At 41.8% G+C, this 17,554-nt stretch carries 18 protein-coding genes; 13 read left to right on the plus strand and 5 right to left on the minus strand.

The genetic code is table 11. From position 1 onward, the window contains the following. Positions 1–38: 38 nt before the first annotated feature. The 4 genes from ABVJ71_RS12295 (at position 39) to ABVJ71_RS12310 (ending at position 4,444) form a co-directional block, all read left to right on the plus strand. On the plus strand, positions 39–872 hold the full coding sequence (locus ABVJ71_RS12295; protein WP_353854262.1) for a PRD domain-containing protein: 834 nt from the start codon (positions 39–41) through the stop codon (positions 870–872). Between the two features lie 255 nt (positions 873–1,127). Further along, positions 1,128–2,516 carry a sucrose-specific PTS transporter subunit IIBC gene (locus ABVJ71_RS12300; RefSeq protein ID WP_353854263.1) on the plus strand — a complete coding sequence of 463 codons (1,389 nt, stop codon included), beginning with the start codon at positions 1,128–1,130 and terminating at the stop codon, positions 2,514–2,516. Between the two features lie 19 nt (positions 2,517–2,535). Further along, positions 2,536–3,993: a sucrose-6-phosphate hydrolase gene (locus ABVJ71_RS12305; RefSeq protein WP_353856654.1), complete on the plus strand. Its 1,458-nt coding sequence runs from the start codon at positions 2,536–2,538 to the stop codon at positions 3,991–3,993. Positions 3,994–4,195: 202 nt separating this feature from the next. Beyond that, positions 4,196–4,444, plus strand: a complete 249-nt coding sequence (locus ABVJ71_RS12310; RefSeq protein WP_353854264.1) for a hypothetical protein — start codon at positions 4,196–4,198, stop codon at positions 4,442–4,444. Positions 4,445–4,653: 209 nt separating this feature from the next. Here ABVJ71_RS12310 and ABVJ71_RS12315 read toward each other — a convergent pair whose 3' ends face one another. Continuing rightward, a complete protein-coding gene (locus tag ABVJ71_RS12315) occupies positions 4,654–5,463 on the minus strand; it encodes a bifunctional hydroxymethylpyrimidine kinase/phosphomethylpyrimidine kinase (protein ID WP_353854265.1) in 810 nt (269 codons plus the stop codon). Between the two features lie 312 nt (positions 5,464–5,775). On the opposite strand from ABVJ71_RS12315, the gene ABVJ71_RS12320 reads away from it, so the two are divergent. After that, complete coding sequence (locus ABVJ71_RS12320) at positions 5,776–6,603, plus strand: glycosyltransferase family 2 protein (RefSeq protein WP_353854266.1); 828 nt, start codon at positions 5,776–5,778, stop codon at positions 6,601–6,603. Continuing rightward, positions 6,600–7,280: a uracil-DNA glycosylase gene (locus tag ABVJ71_RS12325; RefSeq protein WP_353854267.1), complete on the plus strand. Its 681-nt coding sequence runs from the start codon at positions 6,600–6,602 to the stop codon at positions 7,278–7,280. The genes ABVJ71_RS12320 and ABVJ71_RS12325 overlap by 4 nt, the downstream gene beginning before the upstream one ends. A 37-nt stretch (positions 7,281–7,317) precedes the next feature. Here ABVJ71_RS12325 and ABVJ71_RS12330 read toward each other — a convergent pair whose 3' ends face one another. Further along, positions 7,318–8,676: an aldehyde dehydrogenase gene (locus ABVJ71_RS12330; RefSeq protein WP_353856655.1), complete on the minus strand. Its 1,359-nt coding sequence runs from the start codon at positions 8,674–8,676 to the stop codon at positions 7,318–7,320. Between the two features lie 182 nt (positions 8,677–8,858). Between ABVJ71_RS12330 and ABVJ71_RS12335 the strand changes: the two genes are divergently transcribed. From ABVJ71_RS12335 to ABVJ71_RS12345, 3 genes are read left to right on the plus strand one after another with little or no spacing between them, the layout of a single operon-like run. Continuing rightward, positions 8,859–9,170 (plus strand): YwdI family protein, encoded by a 312-nt coding sequence (locus tag ABVJ71_RS12335; RefSeq protein WP_353854268.1) that lies wholly within the window; start codon positions 8,859–8,861, stop codon positions 9,168–9,170. 35 nt (positions 9,171–9,205) lie between these two features. After that, positions 9,206–10,522: a purine/pyrimidine permease gene (locus ABVJ71_RS12340; protein ID WP_353854269.1), complete on the plus strand. Its 1,317-nt coding sequence runs from the start codon at positions 9,206–9,208 to the stop codon at positions 10,520–10,522. A gap of 57 nt (positions 10,523–10,579) precedes the next feature. Continuing rightward, a complete protein-coding gene (locus ABVJ71_RS12345; protein ID WP_353854270.1) occupies positions 10,580–10,951 on the plus strand; it encodes a DUF423 domain-containing protein in 372 nt (123 codons plus the stop codon). 55 nt (positions 10,952–11,006) lie between these two features. Here ABVJ71_RS12345 and ABVJ71_RS12350 read toward each other — a convergent pair whose 3' ends face one another. The 3 genes from ABVJ71_RS12350 to ABVJ71_RS12360 form a co-directional block, all read right to left on the minus strand. Beyond that, positions 11,007–11,624, minus strand: coding sequence for a cupin domain-containing protein (locus ABVJ71_RS12350; RefSeq protein WP_353854271.1), 618 nt, complete (start codon positions 11,622–11,624; stop codon positions 11,007–11,009). 140 nt (positions 11,625–11,764) lie between these two features. Further along, complete coding sequence (gerQ, locus tag ABVJ71_RS12355; RefSeq protein WP_353854272.1) at positions 11,765–12,292, minus strand: spore coat protein GerQ; 528 nt, start codon at positions 12,290–12,292, stop codon at positions 11,765–11,767. A gap of 153 nt (positions 12,293–12,445) precedes the next feature. After that, positions 12,446–13,111 (minus strand): hypothetical protein, encoded by a 666-nt coding sequence (locus ABVJ71_RS12360; protein WP_353856656.1) that lies wholly within the window; start codon positions 13,109–13,111, stop codon positions 12,446–12,448. 184 nt (positions 13,112–13,295) lie between these two features. Here ABVJ71_RS12360 and ABVJ71_RS12365 point away from each other — a divergent pair, with 184 nt between their 5' ends. Genes ABVJ71_RS12365 through ABVJ71_RS12380 form a run of 4 tightly spaced genes read left to right on the plus strand, consistent with a single transcriptional unit; the run spans position 13,296 to position 17,554 of the window. Beyond that, complete coding sequence (locus ABVJ71_RS12365) at positions 13,296–14,066, plus strand: glycosyltransferase family 2 protein (RefSeq protein WP_353854273.1); 771 nt, start codon at positions 13,296–13,298, stop codon at positions 14,064–14,066. Positions 14,067–14,072: 6 nt separating this feature from the next. Beyond that, positions 14,073–15,485, plus strand: a complete 1,413-nt coding sequence (locus ABVJ71_RS12370) for a CDP-glycerol glycerophosphotransferase family protein (protein ID WP_353854274.1) — start codon at positions 14,073–14,075, stop codon at positions 15,483–15,485. 21 nt (positions 15,486–15,506) lie between these two features. Next, positions 15,507–16,685 carry a DegT/DnrJ/EryC1/StrS family aminotransferase gene (locus tag ABVJ71_RS12375; RefSeq protein ID WP_353854275.1) on the plus strand — a complete coding sequence of 393 codons (1,179 nt, stop codon included), beginning with the start codon at positions 15,507–15,509 and terminating at the stop codon, positions 16,683–16,685. Then, positions 16,682–17,554, plus strand: coding sequence for a GNAT family N-acetyltransferase (locus ABVJ71_RS12380; RefSeq protein ID WP_353854276.1), 873 nt, complete (start codon positions 16,682–16,684; stop codon positions 17,552–17,554). The genes ABVJ71_RS12375 and ABVJ71_RS12380 overlap by 4 nt, the downstream gene beginning before the upstream one ends.

The raw sequence follows: 17,554 nt of genomic DNA on the forward strand, positions 1-17,554 counted from the left end.
CCACATAAGAAACGTTGTCTAGTGGGAGAGGATACCCCTTGAAGATATATAAAATATTGAATAACAATGCAGTGATCGTAAAGGAGGGTGATCAGGAGAAGATTGTGATGGGACCTGGAATTGCTTTTCAGAAGGGGAAAAATGACGTCATTCCCGTTCAAAAAATAGAGAAAATATTTGTTGTGCGTGAGGAAAATGAGAAATTCAAGCAAATTCTTTCCACTTTGCCAGAAGCGCATATTGAAGTGGCGGAACATATTATTAGCTATGCGGAGGGTAAACTGATGATGCCTCTCAGTGATCATATTCATATATCACTGACAGACCATTTATCCTTTGCGATTGAACGCGTTCAAAAGGGCATAGTGTTATATAATAAATTGCTTGGTGAGATTAAAGTCTTGTATAAGCAGGAATATGAAATTGGAAAGTATGCCATTTGGTATGTACAAGAACGGCTTGGGGTTAAACTGCCTGATGATGAGGCAGGGTATGTGGCACTTCATATTCATACGGCCAAAATGAATACGGAGTCCATGAAGAAGACGGTCAAATACACAACGATGATCAAAGAAATGATCGAGTATATCGAAACATATTTTGGGCATTCGATTGATGAAGATAGCATTTCTTATCAGCGGCTTGTGACACATTTGAGGTATGCACTAGGCAGATTGGAATCAAATGAGGCATTTCAAATCATGGATGATGACATGCTGATTTTTATCCAAACAAAGTATGATACGGCATACCGGTGTGCGCTAAAACTAGCTGACTTTTTAAAAAATGAATATGGACTTCAACTCCCAGAATCGGAGATCGGCTATATCACGCTGCATGTCCAGCGTCTGCAAGATGCCGAATTGGTTTAGTGGTTGTGCCTGCATGCAGGCATTTTTTTATGCACACTACTTTTCATAGTGTATATGGGTCAATCGATTCGAAAAAATTGGTTGACTTAGGTTATCCTCTTATACTATGATGAAAGCGTAATCAAAAGTTGATATCGTGGGATTGTGACTGTCAGGCAGGCAAGACCTAAAATTTGCGTAACGATAGGACGCGTATGTCCATTGATCGTTGGTGAATTTTAGGTCTTTTTTGCTTTTAAAAAAGGAGGAGACAACATGAATTATCAAAAAACAGCTCAAGAATTAACAAAATTATTAGGTGGCAAGGAAAATGTGATCAGTGCTACGCATTGTGCAACAAGGCTCAGATTGGTGATAAAAGATGAGGATCACATTGATAAAGATGCCATTGAAGAACTAGAAGGTGTGAAAGGGGCATTCTCAAGCTCGGGTCAATTTCAAGTGATCTTTGGTACAGGATCTGTGAACAAAGTATATGAGCAATTTGCACGTGAGGCTGGGCTTGAGACAGACGACAAGAAACAAAAGCCTGTCAGCCATGATGATGCTGTGAAACAAAAAATGAATCCACTCGCACGTTTTGCCAAGATGTTATCCAATATTTTCGTGCCGATTATTCCGGCCATTGTTGCAAGTGGTTTATTAATGGGTCTTTTAGGAATGATGAAGGCATTTAAATGGGCAGACCCAAGCTCAGCTATCTTTCAAATGCTTGATATGTTTTCAAGTGCTGCCTTTATCATTTTACCGATTTTAATAGGTGTCAGTGCAGCGAAAGAATTTGGCGGTAATCCATACTTAGGAGCCGTCATTGGTGGAATTATGATTCACCCTAATCTACTCAATCCATGGGGACTGACAGAAGCGAAACCAGAGTATATGCATTTATTCAATTTCGATATTGCCCTTCTTGGTTACCAAGGAACCGTCATTCCAGTCCTATTGACTGTGTATATCATGTGTCTGATTGAAAAGAACTTAAGAAAGATTGTTCCAAACAGCATTGATTTACTTGTGACCCCGTTTGTGACGGTGATTGTCACTGGGTTTGTGACGTTTATTGCGGTTGGGCCACTTGGCAGAATGCTCGGTACAGGCATTTCTCATGCACTGACATATGTATATGACCATGCAGGGTTTTTGGCGGGATTGATTTTTGGAGGCGCCTACTCTTTAATTGTGCTGACAGGGGTTCACCATAGTTTTCATGCGATTGAGGCAGGCCTTCTTAACGATATTGGACGTAATTATTTGCTTCCAATTTGGGCAATGTCCAATGTAGCGCAAGGTGGTGCTGGATTGGCTGTCTTTTTCTTAGCAAAGCGTGCGAAAACAAAGGAGATTGCGCTCCCTGCTGCATTTTCTGCTTTCTTAGGTATTACAGAGCCGGTGATATTCGGTGTAAATCTTCGCTATCGTAAGCCGTTTATAGCCGCAATGATAGGGGGAGCATTAGGAGGTGCATTCGTTGTCTTCACAAAGGTGGCAGCCAATGCTTATGGATTAACTGGCATTCCGATGATTGCGATTGCAGCCCCATTTGGATTGCAAAATGTGGTGAATTATGTTGTTGGTATGTTAATAGCTGTTACTGTTTCATTTATTCTCACTATCATCTTTCAAGTAAAAGAAGTTGAAAAATAATCTAGGAGTGGTCACAGTGATGACAACAACTGACGCAGCACTTCGTCAAAAAGTAGCAGAACGTATTCGAAACTATGAGCATTTGGTGAAAAAAGATGTGTATCGCCAGCATTTTCATTTAATGCCACCTGTAGGTCTTTTAAATGACCCAAATGGATTAATTGAGTGGAATGGTGTGTACCATGTGTTTTATCAGTGGCAGCCCTTTAAAACAGGACACGGTGCAAAATTCTGGGGTCACTACACCTCTACGGATCTCGTGAATTGGCAACACGAAGAGATCGCCCTCACACCAAGTGATTGGTTTGATCGAAATGGCTGTTATTCAGGTAGTGCAGTTATCGACGATGGAAAAATGTATCTGCTTTATACGGGAAACGTTCGAGATGAGCAAGGTAATCGGGAAACGTATCAATGTTTAGCTGTTTCAGAAGATGGTATCCATTTTCAGAAAAAGGGTGTTGTTGCGACATTACCAGAAGGATTTACAGCCCACTTCCGTGATCCGAAGGTATGGAAGCGGAACGGTCAATGGTATATGGTGCTTGGTGCACAAAGTCAGGATCTGAAAGGGCATCTTGTTTTGTTCACCGCTGACAAGTTAGACAATTGGACGTTTCAAGGAATTGCGGCTGGCAATGGAAAAAATGGTCTAGAAGATTTCGGATATATGTGGGAGTGTCCAGACCTGTTTGAATTAGATAGTCGAGATATATTGATTGTTTCGCCTCAAGGATTGAAGCCTCAAGGAATGAAGTATCACAATACACATCAATCCGGTTATTTTGTTGGTACTTTAGATGAAACGTCCTATCAATATACACATGGGGCGTTTGAGGAGCTGGATCGAGGCTTTGACTTTTATGCACAGCAGACATTTGTAGATGAATCAGGGAGACGTATTTTAATCGGATGGATGGGTGTGCCTGATCAAGGAGAAGAGCATCACCCAACGATCTCCTATCAATGGATACACTGTTTAACAATTCCAAGAGAGCTTCGTTTAGACCAAGAAGGAAAACTCATTCAGAAACCAGTATCCGAGCTGAAAAAAATGCGGACAATTGAACAAGAACATGTATACCAAATTAAACGATCTGTTCATTCTATTCCTGTTGATGATATTACGAGTGCAGAGGTATTCATTGATCAAATTGAAACGCAAAAAGGGTTTGAATGCTGTATTCGTGGTGTTGCACGGTTTATTTATGATAAAGATAAGGGGAAACTGACGTTAGAACGCGACCGATTTGAGAATCGATTAAAGGAAATTCGTGAAGCTGAAATAGAGGAACTGAAAGATCTACATTTCTTTATAGATGCATCATCAATTGAGATTTTTGTCAATGGAGGACGAGAAGTATTTACTGCACGTTTCTTTCCTTCCCCGGGAAATAAATCATTCTCGATTAGTGGCAGAAATGAGACGAAGCTTAGGCTGAGAACATGGCGTTTGCAAAAAGAAGCAGGTCGTTGATTTGCTTCTTTTTCTAGTGAGATGAGCCTGTATCTTAGAGCCTATAGAGCGTGTAATCAAGGTTTGTCAACATTGACGAAGTGCGGTTTGATGACGTTTTGCATATATGATAACAGGTTAAATTATGGTATCATTTTTCATTATATACAGCTGTGGCTGACGTTTATTCAAATGCGGTAGGACAAAAAAGGGGTTGTTTGACTTGAATTCAAAACAGCAGCCGACGACTAGAAAACGCTTGGAGACTATGGCAGATCATGTTGAAGATAAACGTGAAGAATATAAAGAATTGCTTATTCTAGTCCAATCTATTCTCGGTGAGCCTTCTCTAGAGCAGGGGGAATTAAAAGAGAAGCTGTCAGGTACATATGAACAAATGAAAGAATACGCCTTATTTGTTGAATCAATTGAAACTTTTATTCGAAAGATGGCAAAGGAATCAGATCAGTAAAAATAGGTCTTTATTTTGAAATGATCAAAAGTTGAAGAGAGGTGAGCAATGATATTCAAGTATCAAAAAGACAAAGAAGATTTTATAGAACAGGGATTTATAAGAGACTTGGGAAATGGATAGAAAGACCATAATAACTCCAGCGGCTTCGTTCTCGATAATCAAAAAACCGATTCGCCTGTTTGACAAGGCCAATCGGTTTTTGGTGATTATTTGTTGAATCGGTGAGCAGAATGTTTTGTTGGTCCAATATATTCATTTAGCTGGAAAGATCCTTGAATGGCAGCAGTAATAAATTCTTTTGCTGCATAAATGGCGTCTTTCACTTCTGAACCATTTGCTAGTTCAGCTGTGACTGCTGCTGAGAATGTGCAGCCTGCGCCATGTGTGTATGGTGTGTCGACCTTATCAGATTCGAGACGTTCGAAGGTTTGTCCATCATAAAGCAAATCAATCGCTTTATCTTGGCTAAGCTTACCGCCTCCAGTGATGACGACATACTTTGCACCAAGTTTGTGGATGCGTTTTGCTGCTTCTTCCATTTGTTCGATCGTTTTGATCTCACCGATCCCGCTTAATTGACCAGCTTCGAAGAGGTTAGGTGTGATAACGGTAGCAAGCGGTGCGAGCTTTTCACGTAATGCTTCAGCGTGCTCAGGGTAAAGGACTTCATTTGCCCCTTTACAAACCATAACAGGATCAATGACGACATTTTTTACATTATATGTCTTGATTGTTTCAGCCGCGAGCTCAATCACGTCGACGGTTGGGAGCATGCCTGTTTTCAGGGCGTCTACACCGATGCCTTCAACAATCGTTGAGAGCTGTGCGCGAATGGTCGCCGCATCGATTGGAAACACTTGATGATCCCAATTGTTATGAGGGTCCATTGCAACGACAACTGTTAAAGCTGTCATCCCATATACGTTTTTTTCTTGAAACGTTTTTAAATCTGCTTGGATACCTGCACCGCCGCTTGAATCCGAACCTGCGATGGTGAGTGCTTTATTCATAGACATAGTTGCTGAACCTCCAATGTGATGTGTAACAGTTACTGTTCTACTCCTTATTATAATCAGCTTTACCATTTATCACAATGAAACGACATAAAAAAGCGTTCTTGCCATCTCAGAACGCACCGCTTATCTTTTACAATTCATCCATTTCCCTTCCTTTAGCTCTTCTAAAAGCTTCAAAACGAATTCCTGCTCGGCTTTTATATCAAAAATCCCCATTTAATCGGATGATCAAACCGCCTTTTATATCATGAGAAAGAAGTGAATTTATGTTTTAATAAGAAGGGTAAAAACTGTTAAAGGAGTAAGACCGATATGAAGATTTCCCTTTTAATTGTGACACACAACCGACGAAACGCACTATGTGAATTGCTCGAATCAATTGTCAGACAAACAGTGCAACCTTTTGAGATTGTTGTGGTGAATGATGCGGGTGAGCGAGTGGACATCATTCAGGAACTCTATCCAGAACTTCCTATTCGGCTGATTCATTTAGATGAAAATGTCCAGCATGTGAACGCAAGAAATATTGGCGTTCGGGAGCTAACAGGAGATGTCGTTATGCTAAGTGACGACGACGATTACTTTACGCCTTGTCACATAGAACGCATGAGCGAGGCGTTGCAAGATGTAGATTTTGTGTTTTCTGATGCGGAAATTGTTTCATTTGAAGAAAAAGGAGCGACCCGTTATCCAGTGTCGAGACGTCTGTTTGCTTATACAGCTAATATCGAGGACATGCGTGTCTTTTCTACATACGTTCCTTCTGGCAGTATGTATAAGCGTCAATTACACGAAGACATTGGCTATTTTGATCCAGCGATGCATCATTATTGGGATTGGGATTTCTTCTTGCGTGTCTCACATCATGCAAGGGTAAAAAGAGTGCCAGCAGCCAGTGTGATTTATGCTTTCTTTGATGGCGGAGGGAATCAATCAAGTGATCTTGGTGAAACAAGAAAGCGATATTTAGATGACCTTAGTCAAAAGCATCAACTTGGAGACTTACCGACAGCAAACTTTGCTGTGTTATTAGAAGAACCAGCCATGAAAAAACGAGAATCAGAGAGTAAAATCGTTTGGGACGGAAGTCCAATGATATCGAGATTGGCTCAGCCGACGGAAGGAGTAGAGCAACAATGAAGCCATTCTTAAATGATAGCTGGTGGGCGGTCATGAAAAGTGAATTCGAAAAGCCATATTATCAAGAGTTACGAGAGTGGATGAAGGAAGAATATCGCACACATATTGTTTTTCCGAAACCCCACGACATTTATCGTGCCCTTCATTTGACGTCATATGAAGATGTGAAAGTGGTGATTTTGGGGCAAGACCCTTATCATGGACCAGGTCAGGCACATGGATTAAGTTTTTCCGTTCAACCTGGTGTCAGACAGCCGCCGTCTCTGAAAAACATATTTCAGGAATTAAAAGATGATCTTGGCTGCCCCATACCGAACCATGGCTCACTTGTCAGCTGGGCAGAGCAGGGTGTGCTACTCTTAAACACCGTGTTAACCGTGAGAAAGGGTGAAGCAAATTCACATAAAGGGAAAGGCTGGGAACGTGTGACAGATCGTGTCATTGATGTGCTGAATGAAAGGGATCAGCCGGTCGTTTTTGTGTTATGGGGACGACATGCCCAAAATAAAAAAGCGCGCATTAACGAGAACAAGCATTACATCATTGAATCACCCCACCCAAGTCCTTTTTCTGCAAGGAATGGCTTTTTTGGCAGCCGTCCGTTTTCTCGAGCAAATGCGTATTTAAAACAAATGGGGCTTGAAGAAATCAATTGGTGTATTTCCGATATTGAATAGAAAAAGAACGAGTGGGGAGTTCCTTGTTCCTGTTCGTTTATTTTAAAAATGTGCGTATGATGTCAAGACCGTTTTTCGCATTTGGATAACGGAAGGAGAAATCGAACCGATTGGTTTGGCGCAAGATACTTTTCTCATGAGTAAAGGTGAAAAAGCTTTCCTTTCCATGATATCGTCCCATACCGCTTTCACCTACGCCTCCAAATGGCAAATAAGGGGTGGCAACATGCATCAATGTGTCATTGATACATCCTCCGCCAAATGAGAGGTTATCAAGGATATATGTTTCCGTTTTTTTATTTGTTGTAAATAAGTAAAGTGCGAGTGGCTTCGGTCTTGCCTTGACCATTTCGGTGACTTCATCCAGTGAATCAAATGTCATGACAGGCAAAATCGGTCCGAAAATTTCCTCTTGCATGACGGGATCTTCCCATGTGATGTGGTCTAAAATGGTCGGAGCGATTTTGAGCTCGTGTTCATTGCGCTGTCCGCCAGTTACGATGGTGCCGTTTGTCAGGAAATGAGAGAGTCTGTCAAAATGACGTGTGCTGACGATTTTCCCGAAGTGTGGCTGTGTTTCTGGTCGTTCGCCATAAAAGTCATGTATACAGGTCATCATTTCACGTAAGAGGTCCTCTTTGACTGATTCATGGACAAGCAAATAATCGGGTGCAATGCATGTCTGGCCAGCATTAGTAAATTTGCCAAACGTGATTCGTTTTGCAGCGAGTTTAATGTCTGCATCAGGCATGACAATACAAGGACTTTTTCCGCCAAGTTCAAGTGTGACAGGTATCAGATGCTTTGCGGCAGCCTCCATGACGATTTTCCCGACGGCGACACTGCCTGTAAAGAATATATAATCAAATGGCAGCTTCAGCAGTGCTGTACTGACGTCTACTCCGCCTTCGATGACAGCCGCTTGGTCTATCTTAAACGCACGCTCCACAATGGTGCGAATCACTTGGGAAACGCGCGGCGTCAGCTCTGAAGGTTTTAATGTCACTGCATTTCCAGCAGATATAGCTCCTACTAATGGAGAGATGGCCAATTGGAAAGGATAGTTCCACGGAGCCATAATCAGTACACTTCCATAAGGCTCCTTGATGATCATGCTTTTTGATCCAATATGGGTGAGGGGTGTTTTCACACGGGTCGGCTTTGCCCATTTGTGCAAATGCTTCATGGTGTGATTGATTTCTTCATATACCATCCCGATCTCTGTTGTATAAGCTTCCTGTGCGGATTTATGTAAGTCATGCGCTAAAGCTTGTAAAATGTCCTCCTCATGCTGTTTGATGACAGCTTTCAAGTTTTGAAGGAGGCGGATGCGTTCTTGGGTGGATGGCTTTTTAAAGGCCTTTTGTTTATTTAAAAGAGCAGTTAGCTTTTCCATCATTCAATCCCTTTCCATGTCGATGTTGTTCTTCTTATTATGTGTGAATCAATAAAGACGGTCAAATGAAGGATGACTAAAAGCACTTTTTGAAAAAAATGTATGAGGATTGACCAATTTGGTTTGTTCATTTGGTAAAATAATGTTGAGAACGAAATTGTTGTTGATTGGAGGGTCAACCTTTGAATATTCATATATCAAGTCTGCTTCAAAAAATGGAGGAAGCGGTCCAAAAGGCGAAACAAAGTGGAAATGATGAAGAGGTGAAACGTCAAGTGGCGGCAATTTCTTCACTATGTGATGTCATACTCGACGCACCGTCACACGCTCAAACGCCGCAGTCTTCGATCATTTCACCACCTCCGCTATCGCAGACAACGGATCAATTGATGCTTGAGAAGATGATGGGTACAAGTGGTGCAAAAAAATATCAAAGCAAAGAGGGTGATCAACAGGAAAAGGATGGGAACGGCGACTCTATTTTTGATTTTTAGAACGGTTTTTTCATGACAAAGGGAAGGTGAATTGTTTGAAACTATTGTTAGGAGCCATTCAATGGATGTTATTTTTTATCGCAGCTTCTATTGCAGTACCGATCGCCATTGCACAAGCCTTTGAGCTGAATCAAGTACAATCGGCGGAGCTGATACAGAGTACATTCTTTTCACTTGGACTTGTGGCTATGGTGCAATGTTTATGTGGGCATATGCTGCCGATTAATGAGAGTCCAGCAGGTCTGTGGTGGGGTGTCTATACACTTTATGCAGGAATGACAGGGACGATCTTTGCCACGTATCCTGAAACACTGCAAGCGTTGCAAGGGGCCTTAATTTTTAGTGCAGTTTTCTTTTTTATTTTTAGTCTGTTTAAAATTATTAATTGGCTCGCTTCTTTATTTACGCCTGTTGTAACAGGCATCTATTTGCTGTTACTTGTTGTTCAGTTAAGTCAGCCAATTATGAAAGGGCTGATGGGCATCAGCTATCGAGGGAATCAGGTAGACGGTCTTGTCTTTTGTTTATCTATCCTGATTATTGTCATGACCTTCATGATTAATCGCTCTAAATGGCATTATTTGAGACAGTTTTCTGTGTTATTTGCACTTGCGGGCGGGTGGCTGTTATTTGCAATTCTTGGATTGGCAAAGCCAGTTCGAATTCCTGAGCATATCATTGAGTTTCCGAAGCTATTTCCTTTTGGTATACCGGTTTTTGACAGCGGATTGCTTGTCACGTCCTTCTTTATTACAATTTTACTTATTGTGAATATGCTGGCGAGTATTCGAGTTGTGGAAAATTCAGTGAAAGCATTTGGTGAGTTGCGCGAACGCAAAAGAGCTCGTCCTGCTGGTTTTGTCGCGGCATTCGGTCATTTGGTCAGCGGGATGATCGGTGCGATTGCGCCTGTACCTATATCTGGAGCAGCAGGTTTTATTCAAACAACAAAAAGCCCATCTAGAAAACCCTTTTTACTGGGAAGCCTGTTCATTGTGGTGATTAGTTTATTCCCATTATTAATGAGCTTTTTCTCGGCATTGCCGTCACCTGTAGGGCTCGCTGTTAACTTTGTTGTTTTCTCATCTATGATTGGGCTCGCCCTGTCTGAATTTGATCAATACGAGAAGGAGGAAATTCCCCGCATTCGATTTGTGCTTGGTATTGCGATTTTAGCTGGTGTGGGGGCGATGTTTGTTCCTCAGGGAGCCCTAAAAGGCATGCATCCTATCCTTATTTCCTTATTAAGCAATGGTCTTGTCCTCGGTACACTCATTGCGATCGCAGTCGACCAAGCGCTGTTAAGGAAGAAGAAATCCAACAACCTCGTGTCAACCGAAGGGGAAGGTTGATGTCCGATTTGAGGCACGCTAAGATAAACATAACTGACGAGATAAGGAGAATGACGAATGAAATTATTTTTCATTTTAGGTGCAATGAACGCAATGCTTGCTGTTGCGCTTGGAGCCTTCGGTGCACATGGACTAGAAGGGAAAATTCCAGAAAAGTATATTGAAATATGGAACAAAGGTGTTCAATATCAGATGTTCCATTCGATTGGGTTATTTATTGTAGCCTTTCTTGCTGATAAGCTAACAGGCGTATCTTTAGTACCGACTGCTGGCTGGGTGATGTTTGCAGGTATCCTCTTTTTCTCGGGAAGCCTCTATGTCTTAGCGCTGACACAGGTGAAGATTCTTGGTGCAATTACCCCAATTGGCGGGGTGGCGTTTATCACTTCTTGGGTGATGCTTGTCATTGCAGCCGCAAAACATTTATAAGAAAAAACCGATGCTCTGAAAGGGGGTTAGACCCCAGGGGCATCGGTTTTTTTGATTAACTCCAATAAGGCGAATAGTTGGGAGGGACCTGATAATAGGGTACATAGTGAGAAGGAGGGACGGGATGGTTTTGAGCCTCTTCTTCTCTATGACAAAACGGGCCAATAAATGCACTCGGTTTCACAGGTTGTATCGCCTGTTTCCACTTCGTCTCGTTCATGCAATAAGTATGTGCCATGATGTGAGCTGGTGTGAGAGTGAAAATGTCTGAACCAAGGATCACTTCTGGAGTGGAAGCGTTAAATATTGCCAGTAAATGCGTTCTGTCCTGTAATGCAACTTCATAGTGCCACCAGCCTTGAGGCACGTTTGCCACCTGTCCAGGGGTAATGGTGTAGGTCTGCAGTTTCTTTGTAAATGGATTCAGCATTGATACAGTAGCAGAACCAGTCATACAATAGACAAGCTCCGCAGTATTTTGATGATAATGAGGCTCTACAACTTTGCCTTTGCTCAAATAGATATCCAGCAGGGAAATTTGATCCAATGAATTTAATTGTTTTTTTCCTAAGACATTAATGAGGTTATGTTGATCATATTTTACAAGTGTACTCTTATTCAAATCAAATGAATATTTGATATTCGGCGAAGTATAATCCAGCTCAACAGTCATTGATTTCACCTCTAGGCTTTTGATATAAACTACTAGGCATCTTATGTACAGTTACCTAAAGGTGTGTCAGAAACCTAGAAACGGCTGTCATATCAACAAGACAAAAGCAAGGGCGTCTGCACCTTGCTTTTGTCTTAGTCTTATCTCGGGGAATACGTAGACATTGAATATGGATAGTCGTATTGAATCTCTCCATCAAATGTAATGTAATCAAGGTAGATGGTTAAAAGTAAGTATCTTGTACCTGTCTTGTTATCACTAATGATAATGTGATCACGCCCTGCAGCTTCAATGACCCCTCTAAAAATCTTTGAATTCCATTCTTTACTAGCCTCAAACGTCATATAAATAGTGGCAACCTTGCCACGATTCAAACGCAAAATATTTTCAATATAGGACTGCTCAATTGGTAGCTGACCGGTGAGATTTTGCTGATAAATTGGTCCAGCAGGAATTTGATACGGCTGTCCACCGCTCTGCGTGCCTTGACCTTGTGATGTACCAGTTGACGGCATTGGCGTATACCCCTGCTGCATTTGACCCTGCGCTTGTGGGGGGACTGAATAACCCATCTGCTGAGCAGGATACGGATTCGCTCCATATTGCTGTCTGTAATCTTGCCCATCGAAACCCGAACCTTGCCCAAATTGATTATTTTTCAATTTCATAACGTTCCTCCTCTTTTCTCTTGATGTTCTAAACAGAAGGCGGATAGATGCCTGTTGTTTCCATAGCGTTCTTTCTCTCTTTCACACTATGAGACAGGAGTACAGAATATGTACATTGAACGAAAAAAAGGGGACTGCTTGGAGCAGTTCCCTTTACATCATCCAGTTCACAGCACGCTGAATATCAAATAGGAGTGTCATGATGCAGAAAAAGATCGCCAGCGGCGTGATCACGACAATGAAGGCTTGCCAGATTTTTAGCTGAAGAACAGCGACAATGCCTAAAACAGCCATTCCGAATATCCACATCTTTGCATATGCCTCAGTAAGTGTCAAAAGTTCGAGATAATACCACACTCCATAATGCTGATCTAAATAGGGTGAGATTTTGGCAAATGTATAATGACCGAGCATGCTCACAGTGAAAATCCATGTAAGAGCAAACAGTGTGGAGGGGAAGAAGACAGTCAGCGTAAAAGCTTTCAGAACGTCTTTGTAGGCGGCTTTGCTGCCAAAAAAAATTCGTCCTAACCACTGCAAAATGAACGTTCCAAAAAATAGAATGATATTCCCTGCTAAAATACCAAAGCCTGCCCCATGTAACAGAATGAAAGGGAATGGAATATGATTGCCCGTAACCTCACTGAAATACCCTTCATATACCCAACTTGTGCCGGAGATGCTTGCTAGGAGCACCATCAGCCAAATGGGAATAGAGGAATGTTGATAAGAGCGAACAATCGTTTTTGTCGCCACAAAGATCTTGAAAAATCGAAAAAACCCTTTTGTTTCCTCTTCTTGGGAGAGATGATTCTTCATAGCTACCAATGTTCTTTACTCCTTTAACACAAACAAATGATTACTTATATTACCAAAAAGTTTGTATTTTTCAAAGGTTGATCAATAAAAAAATACAATTTTATGAAAAATAGGTCATTCTACAGTCTCTTTAAGAGGAGAAACATATGATAACCATAGTTTGAAAGAGACCGAGGTGATAATTTTGACAAAAGTAACTGTCATTATGACAAGCTACAACAAACCGGCCTATGTTGGAAGATCAATTGAAGCGGTATTACATCAGACCCTGTCAGACCTTGAGCTTTTTATCATGGATGATGGATCGAATGAAGAGACACTTGCTGCCATTGAGCCTTATAAAAAAGACCCACGTGTACATTTTATCCAAAGCGGCGTCAACACGTTGGAGGAACGAACGGCGAAAACCCGCTATGCGGTACTCATTAATCAAGCACTAGAACAAGCGAAGGGCGAATATATTTCCTATGCAACAGATGACAATGTGTATGCACCGGATCGGCTTGAGAAACTCACGTCCTATTTGGACGCCCGACCAAGTGAAGATATTGTCTATTCTGGTTCTAAAGTTATCTATTTAAATAGCAAAAAAGAGCCAGTAAAGGAAACAATTCGACCTGCACGAACTGTGCAATGGAATGCACCATGTGCTATCGATCATTGCTCAGTTGTGCATCGTGCGTCCATTTTAAAAAGGATTCACGCTGAATTTGGGTCTTACTGGGATGAGAGTCCGCATTTTTATCGTATAGGTGATGCCAGATTCTTTTTTAGATTAAATCATTTTTATCCGTTCTATCCCTATGATGAAGTACTAGATACGAATTACATCACAGAGCAGTCAATCCATTATCAGCTGGCAGAAGAAGAAAAAAGTGACTTTGTAAAAGCACTGCCCCCGCAGTCTTCCTGCTGGGAGCTCCGACATATATTAAAACGTAGACATAGGAGGTGACCCTAAGTGTCGCACTATATTCACCATTATTGGCAAGTCTATTTTGAGTACGTGAACCTGTTGAAGGACTTGTCCTACCATCAGATTCCCCTTGGTTTCATTAGCAATTTTTATCAATACATCAGCCCTGAGGTAAGAGAACGCATGGAGGATGAATCGTTTGGTCATGAACTGACAACCTCTTGTCCTTTGCCGCAAGACATTCAGCCGTTTTTTGATCAGCATAAACAAATGATCAAACGTACCGCATATCGCCCGGAAAACGGAAAGGTGTTGCTACACTTTGAACATCTTCGCTTTACTGAAAGCAATTATACACGATTCCACCCGAATAAAACGGTGGTGTTAGCCCGCTGGAAAAAGGCTGATTATTTCGGAATACCTGTAATCAGTAAGTCTGAATTAGCCGGAGAGGTTAATAAAGAAGCCCATGCTGAATATATTGAAAAAGCAACTGCTCTACTGAAACCTTACGCGCATCACCCTGTTTTTGGAAATGATTTTTTTAAAGAAAAACTTCGTAAGGATATTGTGCAATTTATTGATGTGATTGACCAGACAGAGACGTTATTTCACATGCAACCAATAACAGCGATCATTGTCGGTACCACGGAGGATGTATACAGCCGAGTGCTCGCTCTGCAAACAGTGAAACGGAATGTGACAAGTATTTGTCTACAACATGGTGCACTCATGGGGGATGAAGCTTTTTTGCCGATTTTCACAACATTCCATGGGGTGTTTGGGAAGTATGAAAAAGATTGGTATGAAGACAAAGGCTGTCAGCCTGAACAGGTAGAGATCACAGGTCATCCAAGATTTGATTTGGTGCAGGATCGAATGCCGCTTCAGCAAGATTTACTGTTTCGTAAATTGAATTTCAACCCAGCCAAAAAGACGGTGCTTGTGGCGACGCAGCCATTTTCCGAAGCTTTTTATGGAGATGTTCTTAAAACCCTTGCGAAACAGAAAGATATCCAGTTGATTATCAAGCCGCATCCATGGGAAATTGCCAAGAATCGCTTAAATGATTATGTGGCAATTGAGAAGGCAGCAAACCAAGTGAGATTGATCAAAAAAGAAATCGAATTATATGATCTGCTGCCTTATATGGATATGGTCATCACACTCACATCGACTGTAGGGCTTGAGGCCATGCTTTTTAAAAAAAGTGTGCTGATTGGGAAGATGACAGAAGGTAGGAGATACCCTTATTACGAATCGCTTGGCAGCTATCATATAGAAGACCCAGTTCAGCTTGTTGAGAAGGCGATCCGTATTTTGTCAGATGAACAAGAGATGAAGCTGGCAACACAGCAAGGAGCTCTTTTCATCAAAGAACATTACCCGCATGCGCGATCTACAGATGTTCTGCTTTCTCTATTGAAAACAAAAACAGGTGTAGATTTTCAGAGATAAAGATAGGGGTGTGCAAGCGATATGGAACAAAAGAGAGCGAAATTTCTTCCTTATGCACTGCCTTTCATTAAGCAGGAAGAAATGGATGAAGTCATTGATACATTAAAGTCTGGCTGGCTGTCAACCGGACCAAAAGTGAGGCAGTTTGAAGAAGAGTTTAAACAATTGACAGGTGCGGAACATGCCATTGCTGTGAATTCATGTACAGCTGCACTGTTTTTAGCGTTAAAAGCGAGAGGGATCGGTGCAGGCGATGAGGTCATCACAACGCCTTTGACGTTCTGTGCAACGGCTAATACCATCATCCATACAGGGGCGAAGCCCATTTTTGTTGATATTGATCCAGCTACCCTTAATATGAATGCGGAGAAGATTGAGGCTGCCGTCACACCAAACACAAAGGCGATTGTACCTGTTCATTTTGCTGGTCAATCATGCGATATGGACCGGATTTTAGCCATTGCCAAAAAGTATGATTTGTTTGTGCTGGAGGATGCAGCACATGCTCTCTACACAACGTACCACGATCAGCCAATCGGATCTATTGGTGATGCGACCGCCTTTAGTTTTTATGCGACGAAGAACATAGCGACAGGAGAAGGAGGCATGCTGACAACGAATGATGATGCACTTGCAGCACGAATGAGAAGACTATCGCTTCATGGCATGAGTAAGGGAGCGTGGAATCGTTACGGGGAAAAGGGAACATGGTATTACGAGGTAGAAGAACCTGGCTATAAAATGAACATGTTTGATGTGCAGGCATCTTTAGGGCTCGTACAGCTAAGCAGGTTGGATGACATGCAGGCGCGAAGAGAACAGATTGCAACGGCATATAATCAGGCTTTTCAAGGTGAGACCGGACTGATCTTGCCCCCTGTCCACCAAGACGGAAGGCATGCTTGGCATTTGTATGTACTCCAAGTTGACCCAAAACTAGCTTTCATCACACGTGATGAGATGATTGATCAGTTGCAAAAGGAATATAAAATTGGCACGAGTGTTCACTTTATTCCAGTTCATCTACATCCTTACTATAAAAAAACGTTCAATTATGCGCCGGCTGATTTTCCTGAAACACTCAACTATTATGAGCGTACTCTCTCTCTTCCACTTTATCCAAGCATGTCAGATGAGGATGTTCAGGATGTCATCACAGCAGTGTTGTCCATTCTAAAAAAGAAGAAGGCGACTTTATGAAGGTCGTTCACGCAATAGACGATCAGGTGTTGGCAGCTTGGCTGGAGGAATATGGTCATCAAGCTGAAAACATGACTGGTTTCAAACAGTTTGCCCTTGTCAGCAGAGCTCAGCTACAGGCTGTGCTCTTATACGAATGGTCAAAATGGGAGAGTGGCATTTTTGATTTGCACATCTTTCATGTGAAATTTGCGGAAGCAAAGTCACCGCTTGCATTTAAAGAGTTGATGGAACGCTTTATTAATTGGATGAGAACGGAAAAATGTGATTTCTTTTTTTTACGTCTTGAAGCCGCTGATCTTCAAAAAAATCGTATAGTACAAAAGTTGCCGCACGCGTACTATGTCGGCGGGCTCACACGGCTTGAGGCACCGCCTGCTCGAATCGAGGTGACATTAGATCATGATTTGGAATTCGGTGTACCTGATGAAAACGAGTATGATTCGGCAGCTTCACTAGGTCATCAAGCATTTATGAAAAGCAGGTATGCCTTAGACCCTTTTTTAGACCAAAGGGTTGTCCAGTATTTTTATCAGGAATGGATGAGAAATAATTTATATGGACGCGCAGATATCAATCTAGTGGCAAAGTTGAATGGTGAAGTAGTTGGTTTGATTCAAGGGATGACAAAGGGCGATGAGATGGCGCTTGAGCTTTTTGCCATTAGACCGGATGTTCGAGGGAGAGGAATTGGAAAAAGACTGTTTGTAGAGATAATGAAGTTATCTTATGACAGAGGGCATCATTTCATTTCTGCTGGAACACAGCTTCATAACATCTCAGCCATACAGCTATACGAGAAGATGGGATTTAAGACAATGAATGCTTTTCTGTATTATCATGTATGGCCAAAAAAAGGGGAGGGGTAA

Origin of the sequence: Bacillus sp. Bos-x628 (assembly GCF_040500475.1) — a bacterium.
GTDB classification, from domain to species: Bacteria; Bacillota; Bacilli; order Bacillales; family Bacillaceae; genus Bacillus; species Bacillus maqinnsis.